Below are 21,490 nucleotides of genomic sequence, written 5' to 3' on the forward strand. Positions count from 1 at the left end.
CGGGATGGACTGACCTCTGGTGCATCGGTTGAGCCACCAGGCTCATGGCCGAGTAGCCAAGTCGGGACGGGATAAACGCTGAAGGCATCTAAGCGTGAAGCCCCCCTCAAGATGAGATATCCCATAGAGTTAATCTAGTAAGACCCCTTGAAGACGACGAGGTAGATAGGCAGAAGGTGGAAGTGTGGTGACATATGGAGCTGATCTGTACTAATAGGTCGAGGGCTTAACCGAAAGAGGTTAAGGTTTGGATAGAACAAAGAGAGTTATTCTTAAGGAAAGTACGAAAGTACTTGACAGGATACGGATGTATAAGATATATTTAATGTGCAGTTTTGAATGAGTAGTGAATAATTGTTATTTAAGAGGCTTTATAGCCTCTTTTTTATTATCATCAATTTATATATTATGTAGATATTATATAGATTAGAAAGTTTTAATAATATTGTTATTTACAATAATATCAGTATTTAAACATCAGCATTTAAATATAAGCATTCAAGTAGATAATATATTGGACAATATTCATATTTTGTATAATTATATGTAATAGCAATTGAAATTATGTATGTGATTTGTTATAATATTCCAATAAAAGTACGGGATTTATGGAGGATAAAACTATATGGAAACTAATATATTAATGGAAAGTGGTACTAATGAATTAGAGGTGCTTGAATTCATAGTTGGAGGGAATCATTATGGAATTAATGTCGCTAAGATTAAAGAGATAGTTCCATATAGCAAGGTTACACCAGTACCTAATTCACATCCTTGTGTAGAAGGTGTGTTTATGCCAAGAGATTTAATGATAACAATAGTTGATTTAGCTAAGGTTATTAAGTGTGCACCTTCTAAAGATATTACAAAGGATATGTTTATTATCACTAATTTTAATAAGCTTAATGTTGCATTTCATGTGGCATCGGTTGTTGGAATACATAGAGTATCCTGGACAGATATTATTAAGCCAGACAGCACAATAAGCAGTGCTGACAGCGGAATTGCAACAGGTGTTGTTAAGATTAATGGACAGTTAATTATCATTCTTGACTTTGAGAGAATTGTATCAGATATAAGTCCAGAGACAGGATTAAAAGTATCAGATATTGAAAAGCTTGAAGGAAGAACTAAGAATGAAGCACATATTGTAATTGCAGAGGATTCTCCATTACTTATGAAGCTTATTTCAGACTCACTTATTAAGTCAGGATATGATAATCTTACATTATGTGCTAATGGACAGGAGGCCTGGGAGAATCTTGTTGCTCTGAAGGATTCAGAAGATGCACAGATGGATGTAGCTTGTGTTATAACTGATTTAGAGATGCCATTAATGGATGGACACAGATTGACAAAGCTTATCAAGACAGATGATAAATTAAAGAATATACCAGTTGTTATATTCTCATCATTAATTAATGACCAGATGAGAGCTAAGGGAGAAGCATTAGGAGCTGATGTACAGTTATCTAAGCCAGAGATTGGATTGTTAGTTAATGAGATTGATAAACTTCTCAGATAATATTATTTATGTTATTATGGTGTTATCTATATAATGATAGCACCATAATTTATTGTTAAGGCTGTGAGGATAGATATGGAATATACATTACAAGATTACTGTAATAGAATTAGAGAAGATGTTAAAGATTATGATTATATATTAATAGGTCTTGGTGATGAAGCACTTAATAATAATGATGGTAATCTTATAGATATGCTTAATAAGTTTGGTGAACTTCTTGATAAGAATAATTATTTTATTATATCGTCTACCAAGCATAATTATCTAGGTGAATCAACAATAAATCCCAAAAGAATGGTTTGTCCATATATTAATGAAGATGAGAAACAGTGGGATTTCTACAACAAATGGTTATCAGCGACATTGGCTAAGAAGCTGCTTGTTATTGAGATAGGGGAAGGATTTAACAATCCTAATCTTATAAGGTGGCCATTTGAGAGAATTGTTATGATTAATGATAAAGCACATTTTTACAGGGTACATAGTACGTTTTATCAGATACCTAAAGAAATAGCAGACAAAGCTTGTACAATGAAGATTAACTCATATGAAGTATTGAAAGAGTTAGTTAATGTTGTTAATTAATATTCTTTATGGTAGAATTTTATTTATAATTTTACGAAGGTGGTGGAATTGTGGCAGAGAATGAAGAGGATTACCTTGATGGCTTATTGAAATCATTATCTGAAGATGAGAATGCACAATCAGAGAATAAGGATGAAGAGGAAGAACAGATCAAAGAGCAGGTAAGGGAAGCCTTTGAAAAGTCTAATGAGAAGAGTACTAAATTTGAAAATATATATGATGATGAGGATGGAAATCTTAATGACGATAATATAGAAGATTTATTAAAAGATGTTATGACAGTTCCTCGTCATATGGCGGCTTCTGATACGGAGGAAACATTTATAACTGATGATACAGTATCAGAATTAACTCCTGAGGAAGTTGCTAAGAAGGCACAGGAAGCAGATAAGCAGACAGAAGCAGATGATACATCTAAGGATAAGCAGGCAGATGAAGCTATTGATAAGATGTTAGATGACACTCCAGTTGATGAAGCTGCTGGTACTAATCTTGATAAGAACGATGAGCTTATGGATGATATGGGTTTATCAGATACCGAAAAAGACCGTCTTGCAAGTATGAATTTGGATGATCTTATAGGTGAGATGAATGATAATGCAGATGAATCATCTATGAATGAGCTTCTTAAAGAGAACGGTATGCAGTCAGAAGATGAGGTAGCTGCTGAGGATACATTAGCCGATAATTCAGCTTCATCAGCAGATAATGCTTCTTTAGGCAATGTTGATAATGAGGCAAATGCATCTTCAGATAGCACATCTGATGACAATGGCACAGAAGCAGCTAATAAAGCCAGTGTGCAGAATAAAGCTTCAGATGCCGATGAAGCACAGGCTGATAAAGCTTCTATGAAAAAGAAGCACAATAAAAAACAAAAGAAAAAAGATAAAAAAGGTATTTTTTCTGTTATAAAAGACATTTTCTTTGAAAGTATTGAAGATGATCTTAATGAAGCAAATGTGGCAACAGGTGATGGAGAATTGCTTGAAAAGGCTGTTGATGATGCAATAACTGCTAAGACTAACACAGTGGATGATGGAAAAGAGCAGGATGAGAATGAGAAGCTCATTGATGAGGTATTTCATGGTAAAGCTAATCTTGACCAGCCAGAAGCACCTAAGAAGGGCTTAATTGCTAAGATTAAGTATAGGTATCAGCAGTTTAAGATTAGGCAGGAAAAAGAAGGTAAGCTTGAAGAAGAACAGGAACAAATAGAAAATCAGCAGAAGGCTGAGGCTAAGGAAGCCAAAAAGGCTCAGGCTGAGGAGAAGAAGAAACAGGCTGCAGCTAAGAAAGAAGAAAAGAAAAAGCAGGCTAAACAGGCAAAAGATAAGAAGCCTAAGAAAGAAAAGAAACCTAAAAAAGTTAAAGTTAAAGAACCACCTAAACCAGGTGATATTCTTAAGATTAAACCAAAATCAATCATTTTATTTATATTACTTATAGCAGGAATTATTATGCTTATACAGGTATTTGGCTATAGTATCAATTACAACAGTAAAGTAAATGCAGCTAAAGATTACTTTATCAATGGCGAATACGAGAAAGTTTATAATAGTTTAAGTGGTATGAACCTTTCAGGTAATGAAGAGACAATATATAATCAGTCAAAGGTTGTTATGTATGTTCAAAGACAGTATGAGTCATATCTTAATTACAGAAAGATGAATATGAATACAGAGGCAATTAATGCTCTTATAAAGGGTGTTGACAGATATCAGACATACAGGGCTGAAGGTAAAGAGTTAGGCGTAGATGATAAGATGAAGGAAAGCTATGATAAGATTATAAATGCACTTAAGGATACATATAAGATATCAGAGACAGAAGCTATATCTTTAGCAGATATGTCTAATAGCGATTTTGTTACTTATTATTACAAGATAGAAGCATATGGAGAGGCAGTAAAATGATAGCGATTATTGACTATGATGCAGGCAATCTTAAGAGTGTTGAGAAAGCGTTAATAGCACTCGGTGAAGAAGTTATAGTATCCAGAGACCCAAGTGAGATACTTCAGGCAGATAAAGTTATTCTTCCTGGAGTAGGTTCATTTGGTGATGCGATGAACAATCTGGATCGTTTTGGACTTGTAGATACAATTAAAAATGTTGTAGCTAAGGATACACCATTTCTTGGAATATGCCTTGGACTTCAGCTTTTATTCAAGGAAAGCGAAGAGACACCAGGAGCTGAAGGTCTTAACCTTCTTCCAGGAAAGATATTTAAAATTCCAGCTAAGGAAGGCTTTAAGATACCACATATGGGCTGGAATTCCTTAAATGTTAAGGATGATGCGAGATTGTTTGCAGGAATCAATGCTAATCCATATGTATATTTTGTACATTCATATTATCTAAAAGCTGATAATGATGATATTGTAGCAGCGTCTACTGAATATTCAACACATATTCATGCTTCAGTAGAAAAAGGTAATCTTTTTGCGTGTCAGTTCCACCCAGAAAAGAGTAGTGAAACAGGCTTAAGAATACTTAAAAATTTTGCTGAATTATAGAATGGAGAATGTTATATGTTTACTAAAAGAATTATACCATGCCTTGACTGCAAAGATGGACGAGTTGTAAAAGGTACTAATTTTGTTGATTTAAAGGATGCTGGAGACCCAGTTGAAGTTGCTGCAATGTATGACAAATCAGGAGCTGATGAGCTTGTATTTCTTGATATAACAGCTTCAAGTGACGGAAGAAATACAACTGTTGATTTAGTAAGAAAAGTTGCTGAAAAAGTATTTATTCCATTCACTGTAGGCGGAGGAATACGAACAGTAGATGATTTTAAGGTGCTTTTAAGAGAAGGTGCTGATAAGATATCTATTAATTCAGCGGCAATTATGGATCCAACACTTATATCAAGGGCGGCTGATAAGTTCGGCAGTCAATGTGTGGTTGTTGCAATAGATGCCAAAAGACAGGAAGATGGTCATTGGAGCATTTATAAGAATGGTGGAAGAGTTGATATGAATATTGATGCTGTTGAGTGGGCTGTTAAGGCAGAACAGCTTGGAGCAGGAGAGATACTTCTTACAAGTATGGACTGTGATGGTACTAAAGCAGGATACGATATTGAACTTACAAGAGAGGTTGCCTCTAATGTATCAATTCCAGTTATAGCCTCTGGCGGGGCTGGCAATATGGAGCATTTTTATGATGCCTTTACAGAAGGTATGGCAGATGCTGCATTAGCTGCTTCTTTATTCCATTATAAAGAGATGGAGATAAATGATTTAAAGCAGTATTTATCTGATAAGGGAATACCTATAAGATTAGTTAAGTAGATATTGGAGGGTGTTATTATGTCAATGATAACTAATGATTGGAAAGATGCTTTAAGTGATGAATTTAAGAAAGATTATTACAAAAAGTTGTATACATTTGTAAAAGACGAATATAGCAGATGTGTTGTCTATCCTCCAGCAGACGATATTTTTAATGCATTTCATTTTACACCTTTAAAAGATGTTAAAGTGCTCATATTAGGACAAGACCCATATCACGAGGTAAATCAGGCACATGGGCTTAGTTTTTCGGTTCTTCCGGGCAATCCTATTCCTAAGTCACTACAGAATATATATAAAGAATTACACGATGACTGTGGCTGTTATTATCCTAATAATGGCTACCTTAAAAAATGGGCTGATCAAGGCGTACTATTGTTAAATACAGTATTAACAGTAAGAGCTCATAATGCTAATTCACATCAGGGAATGGGCTGGGAACAGTTCACTGATTCAGTTATCAATGCGGTTAATATGCAGGACAGACCGATAGTATATATGCTCTGGGGTTCACCAGCACAGAGAAAGATACCTATGCTTACCAATCCTAAGCATCTTATATTAAAGTGTCCACACCCTAGTCCTTTATCAGCATATAGAGGATTTTTTGGATGCAGGCATTTCAGCCAATGTAACGAATTCCTTGAAAGCCATGGAGTTGAGCCTATTGACTGGCAGATAGAGAATATCTGATATATTATGAATATTTTAAAATAAATAAAAAGCAGCGTTGATTGACAACCCTTAATAGTAGATTGTCAATCAACGCTGCTTTTTGCTTAGAAAATAAAACTACGGAAGAAATGTCTATTCATCAAAATCTTCTTCTGAACCTGCAACAGCTCCTATTACAGCAATAATTACTACAACTGCAAATATAGCAACTGCAACACCGATAATTGGTCCTAAAAATAATAAAAAGTTCATATTACCGACCTCCATTTATTAGTATTATACACTTGAAATTATTTAATTTCAATATATTGAAATTAAATATTTCAGCATATTTATTATATACAGATGTTTCTATAACACATATGTATACAATAAATATGCAACACTCAGCCTTTTATATAAGTTCATGGTAATAAATCTGATTTAGCAGACATCAGACATTAAAGGTTCTTGTTAGCAGTAGCAAGCATAAGCTTAATTCTGTTAAGCTGGTTAACTTCTGATGCACCTGGGTCATAATCCACGGCGATTATGTTAGCTTCAGGAAATGCTGCACGTAATTCTTTGATTACGCCCTTACCAACAATGTGGTTAGGAAGGCAGGCAAATGGCTGACAGCATACAATATTCCCAGCACCGTTATGAATAAGCTCAATCATTTCACCAGTAAGAAGCCAGCCTTCACCAGTCTGGTTACCAAGTGACACAAGGTCTTTGGCAAGAGCAGCAGTTTCTTTAATTGAAGATGGAGCATCAAACCTCTTGCTCTGTGCTAATGCTTCGTTACCAGCTTTTCTGAACCACTCAAGCAATTTAATTACCACGTTATTGATAAATGCTGACTTAGATGAAGCACCAAGGTACTTGTGTTTGAAGTTAGCATTTTCTGCACAATAAAGAAGAAATCCCATAAGATCTGGAACAACAGCTTCAGCACCTTCAGCTTCCAATAAATCTACAAGATAATTGTTAGCGGCTGGAAGAAATTTAACAAGAATTTCTCCAACAACACCAACTCTAGGTTTTTTAATATCAAGAAGTTCAATATTATCAAAATCGTGAACTATATCACGCAGATTTTTATTGAAGTCTTTCATTCTTACTTTATCAGAAGTAAGCTGCTTTATACATATCTCTTTCCAATGTTCGTGAAGGGCGTTAACAGAGCCTTTTTCCTTCTCATAAGGTCTTGTTCTGTATACAACATTCATAAATACATCACCGTATTCAATAGCCATCATAGCTTTCTTTAACATGGGCAGATCATACTTAAAGCCTGAGTTAGACTCTAGTCCCTGTGCACTTAAAGAAATAACTGGTATGTATGCAAGATTAGCTTTCTCAAGAGCACGTCTTATAAATCCAATATAGTTAGAAGCACGACAGCCACCACCAGTCTGCGTAATTATAATGGCAGTCTTGCTTAAATCATATTTACCGGAAAGAACCGCGTTCATAATCTGTCCGACAACCATTAAAGAAGGGTAGCAGGCATCATTATTAACATATTTAAGTCCCATATCTACAGACGATTTATTATCATTGGCAAGAACTTCGAAGTTATATCCACACGAATTAAGAGCAGGTTCAAGCAGGTCAAAATGTATTGGTGACATCTGAGGGCAGAGAATAGTGTAATTCTTTCTCATCTCAGGTGTGAATTCAACACGCTTGTATGCACTTGAAACTAACTGTCGCTGGTAATTTTTCTTGTCCCTTACTTTAAGTGCGGCAATAAGTGATCTGACACGTATTCTTGCAGCACCAAGGTTATTAACCTCATCAATTTTAAGAACTGTATATATTTTGCCAGACTTAGTAAGAATATCATTAACGGCATCTGTAGTAACTGCATCAAGTCCACAGCCGAATGAATTAAGCTGTATAAGATCAAGATTATCCTGAGTCTTGACATAGCTTGCTGCGGCATACAGACGTGAGTGGTACATCCACTGGTCCATAACAATAAGTGGTCTTTCAACATTGCCAAGGTGGGCAACGCTGTCCTCAGTAAGAACGGCTATTCCATATGAGTTGATAAGTTCTGGAATACCATGGTTAATCTCGGGGTCAATATGGTAAGGTCTTCCAGCGAGTACAATACCACGTTTGTTATTTTCTTTAAGGTATTTAATAACTTCTTCACCTTTATTATGCATATCAGTTCTTGACTGCATCAGTTCTTCCCACGCATCGTGAACAGCAGCCTTGATTTCTGGTGCGGGAATTAAAGGAAATTCTGCTTTAAGTCGTTTGGCAAGAATTTCTTCACTTTCAAATGAGAGGAAAGGATTTCTGAAATCTATATTTTCTGTCTTTAATTCTTCAACGTTGTTCTTAATATTTTCTGCATAAGAAGTTACAATAGGGCAGTTATAGTGGTTATTAGTGTTATCAATCTCTTTATGTTCATAAGGAACACAAGGGTAGAATATGAATTTAATACCTTTCTTGATAAGCCAGCTTATATGTCCGTGTGCAAGCTTGGCTGGGTAACACTCAGACTCAGAAGGTATTGATTCAATACCTAATTCATAAATCTTTCTTGTGGATTGAGGCGAAAGAACTACACGGTATCCAAGCTTAGTAAAGAATGTGAACCAGAAAGGATAGTTCTCATACATATTAAGTACTCTAGGAATACCAACAGTTCCACGCACTGCAAGGTCAGCGGATAATGGTTCATAATCAAAAAGTCTATGGAATTTATAATCAAAAAGGTTAGGAAGATGTTCTTTATTTCGTTCTTTTCCAAGACCTCTTTCACATCTGTTACCAGTTATAAACTGCCTGCCACCAAAGAACTTATTAATAGTAAGGTGACAACTGTTAGTACAACCCTTACATCTTGTAAGTGTTGTTTCATATGTAAGACGGTTGATCTTATCTATTGAAAGCATTGATGATTCAGATATGCCGTCATATCTTTCCCTTGCGATAAGAGCAGCTCCGAATGCTCCCATAATACCAGCAATATCAGGTCTTATGGCATCAACACCTGTAATCTTTTCAAAACTTCTTAATACTGCATCATTATAGAAAGTACCACCCTGTACAACAATGTGCTTTCCAAGGTCGTTAGGGTCAGCAATCTTAATAACTTTATATAAAGCATTTTTGATAACTGAATAAGCAAGACCGGCAGAAATATCAGCGACTTCCGCACCTTCTTTCTGAGCCTGCTTGACTTTAGAGTTCATAAATACTGTACATCTTGTACCTAAATCAATAGGGTGCTCGGCAAAAAGTGCAGCTTTGGCAAAGTCCTGAACAGAGTAGTTAAGCGACTTTGCAAATGTTTCGATAAATGAACCACATCCTGAAGAACAGGCTTCATTAAGCTGGACAGAATCAACTGTCTGGTTCTTTATCTTAATACACTTCATATCCTGTCCGCCGATATCTATAATACAGTCAACCTCAGGGTCAAAGAATGCAGCAGCATAGAAGTGGGACACAGTTTCAACTTCACCTTCATCAAGCATAAGTGCTGACTTGATAAGAGCCTCACCATAACCTGTTGAACAGGCCTGCACAATCTTAGCCTTAGGTGAAAGCTTTGTATAAATGTCTTTAACAGCCTTGATTGTAGTATCAAGAGGAGAACCGTTGTTGCTTGAGTAAAATGAGTATAATAAATTACCATCTTCATCTACTAAAGCAGCTTTAGTTGTTGTAGAGCCTGCATCAATACCAAGGTAGCAGTTACCTTCATAAGTGATTATATCAGCAGTCTTTACATGATGTGCATTATGTCTTTTAGTGAAATCATCATAAGCTAACTGATTGGCAAAAAGTGGTTCCATACGTTCAACTTCAAATTCAAGCTTGATTTTGCCTGAAAGTCTTTTGATAATATCTGCAACATTTACACATACATTTTCATCATAATTCATAGCAGAGCCAACTGCCGCAAACAAATGAGAGTGGTCAGGTGCTATAACCTGTTCAGGTGTTAAGCTTAATGTGCGGATAAATGCCTGCTTAAGTTCTGATAAGAAATGAAGCGGACCACCAAGAAATGCCACATTGCCACGGATAGGCTTGCCACACGCAAGACCAGAGATTGTCTGGTTGACAACAGCCTGAAAAATAGAAGCTGATAAATCTTCCTTAGTAGCACCCTCGTTAATTAGAGGCTGTATGTCTGATTTGGCAAATACACCACATCTTGCGGCAATAGGGTATATTGACTTGTAATTCTTGGCGTACTCATTAAGACCAGAAGCATCTGTCTGTAAAAGTGAAGCCATCTGGTCGATGAAAGAACCTGTACCACCTGCACATATACCATTCATACGCTGGTCGATACCATTAGTAAAATATATAATCTTGGCATCTTCACCACCAAGTTCTATTGCAACATCACACTGAGGTGCATAATCCTGAAGTGCTGTAGATACAGCGACAACTTCCTGTGTAAATGGTACTTCAAGATGCTTGGCAAGTGTAAGTCCGCCAGAACCTGTGATAACAGGGTATATTTCAAATTCACCTAACTGAGCGACAGCCTTTTCAAGAAGAGATTGTAAGGTCTCCTGAATATTAGCAAAATGTCTTTCGTAGTCAGAAAATAAAATATTATTATTATCATCAAGAATAGCGATCTTTACTGTTGTAGAGCCAATATCAATACCTAATCTGTATTTGTTCATAGTCATTACGGCAGAGCCGACCTCCTTGTTAATTATATTGTGTCGAAAAATATATAATAAAATCGAAAAGTTACAATCCGACATATTATATAAGAAATGACACAGAAATTCAACACTTGTTAGAACATTGTTTATATAAAATTAATAATACTATTATTGTTATATAATTGACAAACATAGGTTTTGTTTTTATACTTTTATTATTAAATCGCTTTAAATATACATAATTTAATAATGTGGGAATTATTCCTGCGGAAATGAGGAGTTTAATGGATTGGTTTCAGAAACTAGAAAGAAAGTATTCTAAATATGCAATACAGAATTTAATGATGTATATTATTGTGTTATATGCTGTAGGTTTTGTATTCGAGGTGTTTGCACCTGGGGTTTACAGCACATATCTTTCATTGGATTTTGCATATATATTTAAGGGACAGATATGGCGGCTTGTAACATTTATTATACAGCCACCATCAACAAGCATAATATTTGTATTCTTTTCACTTTATTTCTATTATCTTATAGGAACAGTGTTAGAGAATATATGGGGGTCATTTAAGTTTAATGTGTATTTCTTCTCTGGAGTAATACTTAATATAATTGCGGCTCTTATAATATATCTTATATTTGGCATAAGTTTTAATATGAGCACACATTATATTAACCTTGCTTTATTTATGGCTTTTGCTATGGAACAGCCGGATATGGAAGTGTTGTTGTTCTTTGTAATACCGATCAAGATTAAATGGATGGCACTTCTTGACGGAATAGTATTTGCAATAATTATTCTTGGAGGCTTTATTGTTCCAACAATTGCAGTAAGCGGAGTGAACTTTGGCTGGACTATGTGGAAAGGTTTATACAATGCAGGACTTCTGTCAGGAAGCGGAATGGGATGTTATGCCAATGCGATTGCAGCTTTAGTGTCTATGATTAACTTTATAATATTCATTACAGTGTCTAAGAGAAGACCTTTTAAGACTTCTACACAGAAGAATTATAATAAGGCTATGCATACAGCAGGAAAAGCACAGAAGAATAATGGCAGCAGACAGAGCTTTAATGAAACATTTTATAATGCCAATAGTGAAAAGACAACATGGCAGGGGGCTAATAAGCCATACAGACCTGCTAATGGAACACCTAAGCACAAATGTGCTGTGTGTGGAAGAACGGAATTAGACGATGAAAATCTTGTGTTCAGATTCTGCTCAAAATGTGCTGGCAATTATGAATATTGTAATGACCATTTATATACACATATTCATATTGGCAAAACACAATAATATATGGTAATATGATGGTATATATTATTAATAACACTTAATTATCATAACAATTTCAGAATGGGTATTGCTATTTTATGTGTTATTAAGTATAATTTGTTGGATTGTTTTGAATTTAATTTATTTTATTTACTTGGAGGTTATAATGAAAAAGACTAAGGTTATATGTACTATGGGTCCTAACACTAATGATAGAGAGCTTATTAAGCAGCTTGCACTTAGTGGTATGGATATTGCAAGATTTAATTTCTCACATGGTGACCATGAAGAACAGGCAGGCCGTTTTGCATTAGTTAAGAGCGTAAGGGAAGAGATTAACAAGCCTATAGCTACACTTCTTGATACAAAAGGACCAGAAATCAGAACTGGTGTGCTTAAGGATGACAAGAAGGTTACACTTAAGGAAGGTCAGAAGTTTACACTTACAACAAGAGATATTGTAGGTGATGATACTATTGATATGATTACTTATGCAGGTCTTCCAGCAGATGTAGCTAATGGTAATACTATTCTTATTGATGATGGTCTTATTGAGCTTAGAGTAGAAGAGGTAGTCGATGGTACGGATATCGTATGTACAGTAATCAATGGTGGTGAACTTGGTTCTAAGAAGGGTGTTAATGTACCTAACGTAAGCATTAAGCTTCCAGGTATTACAGATAAAGATAAAGATGATATTATATTTGGTATTGAACAGGGATTTGATTTTATTGCAGCTTCATTCGTAAGAAATGCAGCTTGTATTCAGGAAATCAAGCAGCTCTTATGGGAGCATGGTGCTGATATTCCGGTTATCGCTAAGATTGAGAATGCAGAGGGTATTGAAAATCTTGATGAAATTATCAAAGTTGCTGATGGAATTATGGTTGCCAGAGGTGATATGGGTGTAGAGATTCCAGCAGAAGATGTTCCTCATTACCAGAAGGAAATTATCAAGAAGTGTAACGCAACATATAAGCCAGTTATTACAGCTACACAGATGTTAGATTCTATGATTAGAAATCCACGTCCTACAAGAGCCGAGGTTACTGACGTTGCTAACGCTATCTATGATGGTACAGACGTGGTTATGCTCTCAGGTGAAACAGCTAATGGTAAGTATCCACTTGAAGCATTAAAGATGATGGTTAAGATTGCTGAAAGAACAGAGCAGGATATCAAGGGAAGATCTGCAGATATCGCTAAGGTTCACAGCAAGAGAAGCATTTCAAGTGCTGTATGTAACGCAACAGTTCAGACTGCTGATAACCTTAATGCAAAGGCTATTGTATGCCCAACAATTTCAGGATTCACAGCAAGACTTACATCTAAATTAAAGCCAAATGCAGAAATTATCGGCTGCTCACCATATGATAATGTTCTTAGAAAGATGCAGATTTATTGGGGAGTAAGACCATTAAAGACAGCTACAGAGACTTCAACAGATAAGATTATTGAGCACGCTTTAGTTGTATCTGAGCAGGCTGGATATGTAGAAGAAGGAGATACAGTTATCGTATCTGCCGGTATCGCTACAACATCTGATCCATCAGCTAAGAGAGGTCTTACTAATACAATGAGAGTTGTTACACTCTAATATTATAGCTGGTATAAGATATTTCAGATAGTTATATAAGCCCACAAAACCTTGTGAAATTGGTTTTGTGGGCTTGTTTTAAGTTGGTTAGAACACTACATAATTGAAAATTTAAAAATTGAATGATATAATAATCGAAAAATAAATATACGTAATTATATATATGCAATGGGAGTGATGTAGATGAGTTTTTGAAACCAATTAAGGAGGTTAGAATAGAATATGCAGCTTGATATTAAAAAAATAGCAGAATAGTTTGATAATAACATAGGTGTATATTAAAAGATTTGAATATGAGCATAAAAAAGATATTGATATGGCTCCCAGCCATTGTTATGGCAATGATTATATTTGGCTTTTCAAAGCAGGATGGGGAAGAGTCATCAGGGCTAAGCTATAAGGCGGCGGATATTATACTTACAGTGTGTGATAAGGCTGGAATTATAGATTGTAATGAGAATAACAGGGAAAGTATGATAGAGGCGGTGCAGTTTCCAATAAGAAAAGCTGCACATATGACAGAATATGCAATTTTTTCAATATTTGTAATGATTGCACTTATAGTTGATGGGATTAAGGGTGTAAGGATTCCTGTCATATCAGCAGTTATAGCAATAGCATTTGCAGCAACAGATGAGTTTCACCAGACATTCGTGCCAGGTCGGTATGGTTGTGTGTTAGATGTGTTGATAGATGCGGCAGGGAGCATAATAGGACTTATTATAGTATATATTATATATAAAAATATGTGTAAACATAAAGGTGAAAAATGCAATAATATTAATTGATAAAGATATAATGAGTGCAAAAGCACTCATCTTAAAAGTTCCTAATGGAACTTTGTATGTGCTGAAAAGCAGCACAAGAATAAAGATATAATGAGTGCGAAAGCACTCATCTTAAAAGTTCCTAACGGAACTTTGTATGTGCTGAAAAGCAGCACAGGAATAAAGATATAATGAGTGCAAAAATATGATATAACGCTTGCAAAATTAGCAACTATATGGTATAAGCTTTAGTAGACATATGATAATCAGGTGTCGAATATCAGAATATAATATTTTATTATGCAATTTTCATAATAAGTTGTATGAGGTTGACAGTAAGATTATCATCTATATTAATATAATGCGATGATGGAAACAAGTAGGCATAACAGTAAGCAACAGAAAGCAGCCGGCTGATGAGAGGCACAGTGGATAGTTATTCTGAATACATTCCGTAGCAGCAAACTGAAAGGCATATAGTGCTTAGTAGGGGCGACGTGGGGTACACGTTACAGTATCAAGGATCATAAGACCCGTTAAGGTGAACAGTGTGAGCTGTTTATGAATAAAGGTGGTAACACGGAGCATATGCTTTCGTCCTTTAACAAGGATGAAAGATATGCTCTTTTTTGTTATTAACAGGGTTATGTATCATTTATCAAATAATAACGTAATAGGAACAGGAGAACAGAAATGGCAGAAATGACAGTTTATGACGAGTTAGTTGCAAGAGGATTAATTGCACAGGTAACAGATGAAGAATTAATTAAGAATTTAATTAATAATGGAAAGGCTACATTCTATATTGGTTTTGATCCAACAGCGGATAGTCTTCATGTAGGACATTTTATGGCACTCTGCTTTATGAAAAGACTTCAGATGGCAGGCAATAAGCCAATCGCATTAGTCGGTGGCGGAACAGGTATGATTGGTGACCCATCAGGCAAGACAGATATGAGAAAAATGCTTACACCAGAGCAGATTGAGCATAACTGTGAGTGCTTTAAGAAGCAGATGAGCAAGTTCATCGATTTTTCAGATGATAAGGCTTTATTTGTAAATAATGCAGACTGGCTTTTGAAGCTTAACTATGTTGACCTTTTAAGAGAAGTCGGTGCGTGCTTCTCAGTTAATAATATGTTAAGAGCTGAGTGCTACAAGCAGAGAATGGAGAGAGGTCTTACATTCCTTGAATTTAACTATATGATTATGCAGAGTTACGATTTCTATATGTTATACCAGAAATACGGTTGTAATCTTCAGTTTGGTGGAGATGACCAGTGGAGCAATATGCTTGGTGGTACAGAACTTATCAGAAGGAAGCTTGGTAAGGATGCTTCAGCTATGACGATCACACTTCTTCTTAATTCAGAGGGTAAGAAGATGGGTAAGACAGTAAGCGGTGCTGTATGGCTTGATCCAGAAAAGACTTCTCCATATGAGTTCTACCAGTATTGGAGAAATGTAGCTGATGCAGATGTATTAAAGTGCATCCGTATGCTTACATTTTTACCACTTGAGCAGATTGATGAAATGGATAAGTGGGAAGGTGCACAGCTTAATAGAGCTAAGGAAATACTTGCATTTGAACTTACTAAGATGGTTCATGGTGAGGAAGAAGCTAAGAAGGCAGAAGAAACAGCTAAGGCTATATTTACATCAGGTGATGCGGCTAATATGGCAGCAGTTAAGCTTGAAGATGATGCCTTTACAGATGGAAGCATTGATATTGTATCGTTAATTCACGCAGCAGGTCTTGCAGCTACTAAGTCAGAAGCAAGAAGAGTTGTCTCACAGGGCGGTGCTTCTGTTGCAGGTGAAAAGGTATCTGATATAGCAGCAAAGTTTGATAAAGAATTCTTTGCTGGTGATGGAGTAGTTGTTAAGAAGGGTAAGAAGTCATTTATAAAGGTACAGGCATAATATTGTAAAATGTTTCAGAGCCGGCAGTAATACTGCTGGTTCTGGAGAGTTAAAGAGTGAGGATAAGTATGAAAAAGAGTGAAATTACCTTTATAAGGCTTATGAGCCTTGCGTTAATTATGGTTATAAATGCGGCTGTATTATTATTTTTTGTAGGGGAGCATACATTTCAGAATATACTTAACAGAATGAATAGTAATGTATATGATGGCGGTACGCTTGATACATCAATTTATAATTATTATTTTTATGCTGGTTTTGGAAGCATATATAAGATTATATTTCCAATAACGATATTACTGCTTGTGACTGCTGCGGTATGTGTATACAAAAAGGTGAGTATGGCATCAAGGCTGTCAATAGCTGCTAATATAAGTGCATTTATAACAGGTGCGTTATTGTTATTTGCAAGAATAACAGAAAGTTCAAAAGGTGTTCATATACTTATAAATAGCTTTTATATGAATAAATCGGACATTGGTAATATACAGACAGTACAATTAATGTCCAGAATACCAATAGCTTATATTCTTGTTATGGTGTTATCAGTATTAGGACTTTTAATGGTTAAGAGCAGTACAATAACAAAGCTAAAAATATATAATGATAAGATGGCATATAATAATGCTGTTATATATATATTCCCTGCATTATCAGGTTTTCTTATACTTGAAGTTATTAGAAATCTTGTTATTTCAAGAGTGGTGATGTTATCATCAGATGAGTATATACAGACTGTAGCAGGATATATTCAGGACTATTATATTGGAAGTAAATTCTATTTTAACTGGTCGTGGCTTATTATATTTACTATTGTAACCTGCGTTGCAATAGTATTAAATAATAATAATAAACTTATGATTATTGAGATAGCTGTATTTAGTATTATTGTTATTATTCCATCCGTTATATATGCGTTTAATCCGCCATCATTATTTGGATACCTTACAACAGATAATACGCTGTGTGATTTAACAGAAGCTGCATTTGTATGGTATCTTGTAAGAATGAGCGTATCATTAATCACAGGCATAATATTTATTGTATTGGTCGTTAATGAAAGAATTAATATAAAGTGTATGTATATAATAGCAGGCACATTGCTTGTGTTAAGTCTTGTTATGCTTATTGTGGCAGGACTAAACAGGGCTTCGCTTTCAGTTATGTATATGCTGTGTGCTGTGGCTGATGTTATAGGAGTTATAGTGTTAGCTGTTACAGGGTTAAGAACTTTAAGTTAATTAAATAAAAAGCTGGCTGTCCAGAAAACATTTATATGATAAAGTCATATAAAGCTTTCGGACAACCAGTTTTTTATCAGCCAGTAACTTCTTTAATGCCTTTAATATCAGCTATGGCGATAAGAGAGTAGTTAGTGTAATATACAACAAAGCCTGGTTTGGCAGCGGCAGGCTTTTTGACTTCTTTCTTTAATACATAATCGACTTCAACTTTATCAAGGTTGCGGCCTTTAGAGTAGTAGGCTGCAAGTGCGGCAGCTTCCTCAAAGGTTCTGTCGGGCAGTTCCTTGCCGTTAGTCTTAACTATAACGTGAGAGCCAGGTATCTGCTTGGCATGAAACCACCAGTCACTATTAGAAGCAAATTTAAATGTGAGTTCATCATTCTGAAGATTATTCTTGCCGACATACATATCAAAACCGTCTGATGATATATAGTGCAGAGGTTTGTTGTTCTTGTTATCCTTGCTTTTGGATTTGCTGTTCTTCTTGATATAGCCGGTTATGATAAGTTCTTCTTTGATATTATTAAGGTCATTCTCAGTAGTTGCAATATCGAGGGCATTTATTATTGATTCAAGATACATAATCTCATCTTTAATCTCTTCGATAAGTCTTACACCAGCTTCGTAAGTACGTTTTAATTTGTTGTATCGTGCAAAATATTTATTCGCATTCTCAATTGGTGTCAATGTATCGTCCAAAGGAATAGAGATTTCTTCGTTAGTGTAATAATTAAGAGCTGTGAAGCTTTTTGCACCAGACTCGATATTGTAGCCGTATGTGTTGATTAGCTCTCCATACACTCTGTATTTGTCACGTTTTTCAGTATCCTTTAACTGTTTTTCCTGAATATCAAGCTTTTTATAAGAACGCTCAAGATGAGTTGTAATTATTCTTCTTATATCAGTCGATTTCTGGTGAATTCGTGTTCTTACTTCTTTTTCGTGATAATAACCGATAAGACATTCACTTATTGAGGTGTAGCTTTCGGATTTATCATACATAGTAAGAGAAATAGCGGCAAAATCTGCTGGTGCACCGTTATAATATACGATGTTAGGGCTGAAACTTCCATTTGCCACGCCATCAATAATAGCCTTGAATGCCTCAAATAGAGCTATGCTTTCAGCACTGGACAGACAGTTGGCTGGTTTGGCACTGTCAATATGTGCCCTGTGGCAGACTTCCTCTGATATGCAGGTGCTTATTCCGGTGTAAGCACTGCTTAAGGCTTTGGCAGTAGTCTTAGGCTGTGATAATATATTTTCATTAAAGGTATTAAAATCCATATTCATCGGATTGTGCTTGTTAGATGTATTAGGAATAAAATATTCCCTTCCTGGAAGAACTTCTCTGACAGAGCTTATCTGTGCTGACACATGCTTAATACTGTCTAATATTGTGTTATTGTCATCGCATAATATGATATTGCTGTGTTTGCCCATAAATTCTGTGATTAAATGCTTACGGCAGAGGTCACCTAATTCATCTAAATGTTCAATTTCAATATCAATTATTCGCTCAAAAGCGGGTTGTGTTATTGATATAATTCGTCCGTTATTGATGTGCTTCCTAAGAAACATAACAAAGTTAGGTGCAAGCTGGGGGCTTGGCTTATTATCTTTAGTCATATATGCAAGCGGAAGTGAAGCATTTGCAGATAATACAAGCCTGTATTGTCCAGAATTAGCCTTTATGGTAAGTAAAAGCTCATCATTTTCTGGCTCTGCAATCTTATATAATCTTCCACCAAGAATTGTGTTGTTTAAATCGTGTACAATATTCGCTATTGTAATTCCATCAAATGCCATAATACTCCATTCTGGCGTATTGGTACGCCATTAATACTTTAGAATAAATGATAGCACATTTTATAGATGTTGTCTTGTATGGTTAAAGTAAAATTGATATAATTAGCAGTTGTAATTAAAAGTTTGATATGTAAGTTGATGTTTAATAAGCGATGTATTAAACTACATTTAGTATTAAAATATTTTTTAATGTTATCAACAATGAATAAATGAAATGAGGACACTTTGATGATAAAAAGTATGACTGGCTTTGGAAGAAGCGAGATAGAGAGAGGCAACCGTAAAATAACAGTAGAGATTAAGTCGGTGAACCACAGATTTCTTGAGAACAGTATAAAGATGCCTAAAAAGCTTAATATATTTGAGGCAAGAATAAGGGATACAATTAAGAAATATGCATCAAGGGGAAAGATTGATGTATTTATTACATACGAGGATAATTCAGAGAGCAATGTAAGCCTTAAGTTTAATGAAAGCATAGCACGGGAATATATGAATATATTCAGACAGATGGAGGAGCGTTTTAATATAAGAAATGATATTACTGTTGGAGCTTTATCAAGATACCCAGAGGTTATCACAATGGAAGAATCGCAGGAAGATGAAGAAGAATTGTGGAACTTTATTAATGAGGCAATAGAAGAAGCCTGCAAGGGGCTTGCTGATACAAGAATTATTGAGGGTGGGAACTTAAAGAAGGATCTTTTGTTAAAGTTAGACCATATGGAGGAGCTTGTTTATTATATTGAAACAAAAAATCCACAGATAATAGAAGATTATAAGAAGAAGTTAGAAGCCAAGATGGAAGAAATCCTTTCAGCTGCTGATATAGATAAGAACAGGATAGCTTCTGAGGTGATTATATATGCTGATAAAGTATGCGTAGATGAGGAGACAGTAAGATTAAGAAGTCATATTGAACACGCAAGAAAATGCCTTAACGAAGACGGAGGGATTGGAAGAAAGATGGATTTCATAGCACAGGAGATGAACAGGGAAGCCAATACAACTTTATCTAAGGCGAATAATATAGAAATATCAAATGCAGCTATAGATTTAAAGACAGAAATAGAAAAAATAAGGGAACAGATACAGAATATAGAATAAAAAAGCTTGCACGAATCGGTGTATTTCTGTATAATAACTTGTACACTTATGTTGTGTGCGTGCCAACAGGTATTTACAGATTGGAGAATAGAGATGAAAGAGAAAGGTTTATTACTTGTAATTTCAGGTTTCTCAGGAGCTGGAAAGGGAACTGTAGTTAAGAGATTATTAGAGCTTCATAATGATTATGCTCTATCTATCTCAGCGACAACCCGCTCACCAAGAGAAGGTGAACAGAATGGAAGAGAGTATTTCTTTAAATCAACAGAAGAATTTGAGAGTATGATTGATAATTCTGAATTGATTGAGTATGCAAAGTATGTCAGCAACTATTATGGAACACCTAAGGCATATGTCGAGGAACAGCTTGAAGCAGGTAAGAATGTGATACTTGAAATCGAGATTCAGGGTGCACTTAATATTAAGAAGATGTATCCAGATGCAGTTCTTTTATTCATTATGCCACCAAGTGCAGAAGAATTAGAGAGAAGACTTGTAGGACGTGGAACAGAAGATGAAGCCACAATAAAGGCAAGACTGCAAAGAGCCAGTGATGAGGCTAAGGGCGTAGAGAATTATAACTATATAGTTATCAATGATAAAGTGGATGATTGTGTTGAGGCAATTCATTCTATAGTTAACAGTGAGAAGAGAAAAGCAGTTAACAATATGAGTTTAATTAATAATATTAAAGAAGAGCTTAAAGCTTATGAGAAAGGAGAATAATAATGTTACATCCATCATATTCAGAATTAATGGCAGTTGTTAATAGTGAGGTAGAGGACGGCGAACAGCCAATCGTACAGAGCCGTTATTCAATTGTTAAGGCTACTGCCGCAAGAGCTAAAGAGATTATTGATGCAAGAACAATAGAGGAGAAGGTTAGAAAGGCTCGTATTGAGGCTGAGAACGCTCCAAAGGAAAAGGAAAAGGATAATAAGGATAAGAAGAATGAGCCAAAGCCGCTTACAACACCAGATGAGGCGAGAAAGCTTCAGATAGGAACACCTCTTATCGATAATGCAGAGAATATGAA

At 35.5% G+C, this 21,490-nt stretch carries 15 protein-coding genes, 1 rRNA gene and 1 pseudogene; 15 read left to right on the forward strand and 2 right to left on the reverse strand.

Features of this window, described 5'->3' with window-relative positions:
- The 7 genes from BM157_RS07610 to BM157_RS07640 form a co-directional block, all read left to right on the forward strand.
- Positions 1-234: ribosomal RNA gene (locus tag BM157_RS07610) — 23S ribosomal RNA — on the forward strand; the annotation flags it as partial.
- 391 nt (positions 235-625) lie between these two features.
- Complete coding sequence (locus BM157_RS07615; RefSeq protein WP_022501160.1) at positions 626-1,525, forward strand: chemotaxis protein; 900 nt, start codon at positions 626-628, stop codon at positions 1,523-1,525.
- Between the two features lie 75 nt (positions 1,526-1,600).
- Positions 1,601-2,113, forward strand: a complete 513-nt coding sequence (locus BM157_RS07620) for a hypothetical protein (protein ID WP_022501161.1) — start codon at positions 1,601-1,603, stop codon at positions 2,111-2,113.
- A gap of 50 nt (positions 2,114-2,163) precedes the next feature.
- Entirely contained in the window at positions 2,164-4,029 is a 1,866-nt protein-coding gene (locus tag BM157_RS07625; RefSeq protein ID WP_090140560.1) for a midas domain-containing protein, read from the forward strand.
- The gene (gene hisH, locus BM157_RS07630) at positions 4,026-4,631 is read left to right on the forward strand and encodes an imidazole glycerol phosphate synthase subunit HisH (protein ID WP_055174986.1); all 606 of its coding nucleotides are present in this window, start codon (positions 4,026-4,028) and stop codon (positions 4,629-4,631) included. Before BM157_RS07625 ends, hisH begins: the two co-directional genes overlap by 4 nt.
- Before the next feature lie 15 nt (positions 4,632-4,646).
- Complete coding sequence (hisF, locus tag BM157_RS07635; RefSeq protein ID WP_022501164.1) at positions 4,647-5,411, forward strand: imidazole glycerol phosphate synthase subunit HisF; 765 nt, start codon at positions 4,647-4,649, stop codon at positions 5,409-5,411.
- Positions 5,412-5,429: 18 nt separating this feature from the next.
- The gene (locus tag BM157_RS07640) at positions 5,430-6,104 is read left to right on the forward strand and encodes a uracil-DNA glycosylase (RefSeq protein WP_022501165.1); all 675 of its coding nucleotides are present in this window, start codon (positions 5,430-5,432) and stop codon (positions 6,102-6,104) included.
- 422 nt (positions 6,105-6,526) lie between these two features.
- Here the strand turns inward: BM157_RS07640 and BM157_RS07645 are convergent, their stop codons facing one another.
- Positions 6,527-10,741: a 2-hydroxyacyl-CoA dehydratase gene (locus BM157_RS07645; RefSeq protein ID WP_090140610.1), complete on the reverse strand. Its 4,215-nt coding sequence runs from the start codon at positions 10,739-10,741 to the stop codon at positions 6,527-6,529.
- 269 nt (positions 10,742-11,010) lie between these two features.
- Here BM157_RS07645 and BM157_RS07650 point away from each other — a divergent pair, with 269 nt between their 5' ends.
- The 5 genes from BM157_RS07650 (at position 11,011) to BM157_RS07670 (ending at position 17,534) form a co-directional block, all read left to right on the forward strand.
- A complete protein-coding gene (locus tag BM157_RS07650; protein WP_090140562.1) occupies positions 11,011-12,027 on the forward strand; it encodes a hypothetical protein in 1,017 nt (338 codons plus the stop codon).
- Between the two features lie 145 nt (positions 12,028-12,172).
- Entirely contained in the window at positions 12,173-13,603 is a 1,431-nt protein-coding gene (pyk, locus tag BM157_RS07655; RefSeq protein WP_022501169.1) for a pyruvate kinase, read from the forward strand.
- A 293-nt stretch (positions 13,604-13,896) separates the two neighbouring features.
- The gene (locus BM157_RS07660) at positions 13,897-14,391 is read left to right on the forward strand and encodes a VanZ family protein (protein ID WP_022501170.1); all 495 of its coding nucleotides are present in this window, start codon (positions 13,897-13,899) and stop codon (positions 14,389-14,391) included.
- Positions 14,392-15,072: 681 nt separating this feature from the next.
- Entirely contained in the window at positions 15,073-16,293 is a 1,221-nt protein-coding gene (gene tyrS / locus BM157_RS07665; RefSeq protein ID WP_055306679.1) for a tyrosine--tRNA ligase, read from the forward strand.
- A 68-nt stretch (positions 16,294-16,361) separates the two neighbouring features.
- Entirely contained in the window at positions 16,362-17,534 is a 1,173-nt protein-coding gene (locus BM157_RS07670; protein WP_022501422.1) for a hypothetical protein, read from the forward strand.
- A 76-nt stretch (positions 17,535-17,610) separates the two neighbouring features.
- Here the strand turns inward: BM157_RS07670 and BM157_RS07675 are convergent, their stop codons facing one another.
- Positions 17,611-19,347: an Rqc2 family fibronectin-binding protein gene (locus BM157_RS07675; protein WP_090140564.1), complete on the reverse strand. Its 1,737-nt coding sequence runs from the start codon at positions 19,345-19,347 to the stop codon at positions 17,611-17,613.
- Positions 19,348-19,575: 228 nt separating this feature from the next.
- Here BM157_RS07675 and BM157_RS07680 point away from each other — a divergent pair, with 228 nt between their 5' ends.
- The 3 genes and pseudogenes from BM157_RS07680 to BM157_RS13230 form a co-directional block, all read left to right on the forward strand.
- Positions 19,576-20,454, forward strand: a complete 879-nt coding sequence (locus BM157_RS07680; protein WP_055306661.1) for a YicC/YloC family endoribonuclease — start codon at positions 19,576-19,578, stop codon at positions 20,452-20,454.
- 93 nt (positions 20,455-20,547) lie between these two features.
- Positions 20,548-21,180, forward strand: a complete 633-nt coding sequence (gene gmk, locus BM157_RS07685) for a guanylate kinase (protein ID WP_022501419.1) — start codon at positions 20,548-20,550, stop codon at positions 21,178-21,180.
- Between the two features lie 2 nt (positions 21,181-21,182).
- Positions 21,183-21,317, forward strand: a pseudogene (locus tag BM157_RS13230) (DNA-directed RNA polymerase subunit omega); the annotation flags it as partial.
- Between the last annotated feature and the right edge of the window lie 173 nt (positions 21,318-21,490).

The sequence above is a fragment of the [Lactobacillus] rogosae genome (assembly GCA_900112995.1).
Lineage (GTDB): Bacteria > Bacillota > Clostridia > Lachnospirales > Lachnospiraceae > Lachnospira > Lachnospira rogosae.

Bases quoted from the DNA above. Each gene is read 5' to 3' on its own strand.
- BM157_RS07615 (WP_022501160.1), top strand. From the start codon at position 626: ATGGAAACTAATATATTAATGGAAAGTGGTACTAATGAATTAGAGGTG.
- BM157_RS07620 (WP_022501161.1), top strand. From the start codon at position 1,601: ATGGAATATACATTACAAGATTACTGTAATAGAATTAGAGAAGATGTT.
- hisH (WP_055174986.1), top strand. From the start codon at position 4,026: ATGATAGCGATTATTGACTATGATGCAGGCAATCTTAAGAGTGTTGAG.
- hisF (WP_022501164.1), top strand. From the start codon at position 4,647: ATGTTTACTAAAAGAATTATACCATGCCTTGACTGCAAAGATGGACGA.
- BM157_RS07640 (WP_022501165.1), top strand. From the start codon at position 5,430: ATGTCAATGATAACTAATGATTGGAAAGATGCTTTAAGTGATGAATTT.
- BM157_RS07645 (WP_090140610.1), bottom strand. From the start codon at position 10,741: ATGAACAAATACAGATTAGGTATTGATATTGGCTCTACAACAGTAAAG.
- BM157_RS07650 (WP_090140562.1), top strand. From the start codon at position 11,011: ATGGATTGGTTTCAGAAACTAGAAAGAAAGTATTCTAAATATGCAATA.
- pyk (WP_022501169.1), top strand. From the start codon at position 12,173: ATGAAAAAGACTAAGGTTATATGTACTATGGGTCCTAACACTAATGAT.
- BM157_RS07660 (WP_022501170.1), top strand. From the start codon at position 13,897: ATGAGCATAAAAAAGATATTGATATGGCTCCCAGCCATTGTTATGGCA.
- tyrS (WP_055306679.1), top strand. From the start codon at position 15,073: ATGACAGTTTATGACGAGTTAGTTGCAAGAGGATTAATTGCACAGGTA.
- BM157_RS07670 (WP_022501422.1), top strand. From the start codon at position 16,362: ATGAAAAAGAGTGAAATTACCTTTATAAGGCTTATGAGCCTTGCGTTA.
- BM157_RS07675 (WP_090140564.1), bottom strand. From the start codon at position 19,347: ATGGCATTTGATGGAATTACAATAGCGAATATTGTACACGATTTAAAC.
- BM157_RS07680 (WP_055306661.1), top strand. From the start codon at position 19,576: ATGATAAAAAGTATGACTGGCTTTGGAAGAAGCGAGATAGAGAGAGGC.
- gmk (WP_022501419.1), top strand. From the start codon at position 20,548: ATGAAAGAGAAAGGTTTATTACTTGTAATTTCAGGTTTCTCAGGAGCT.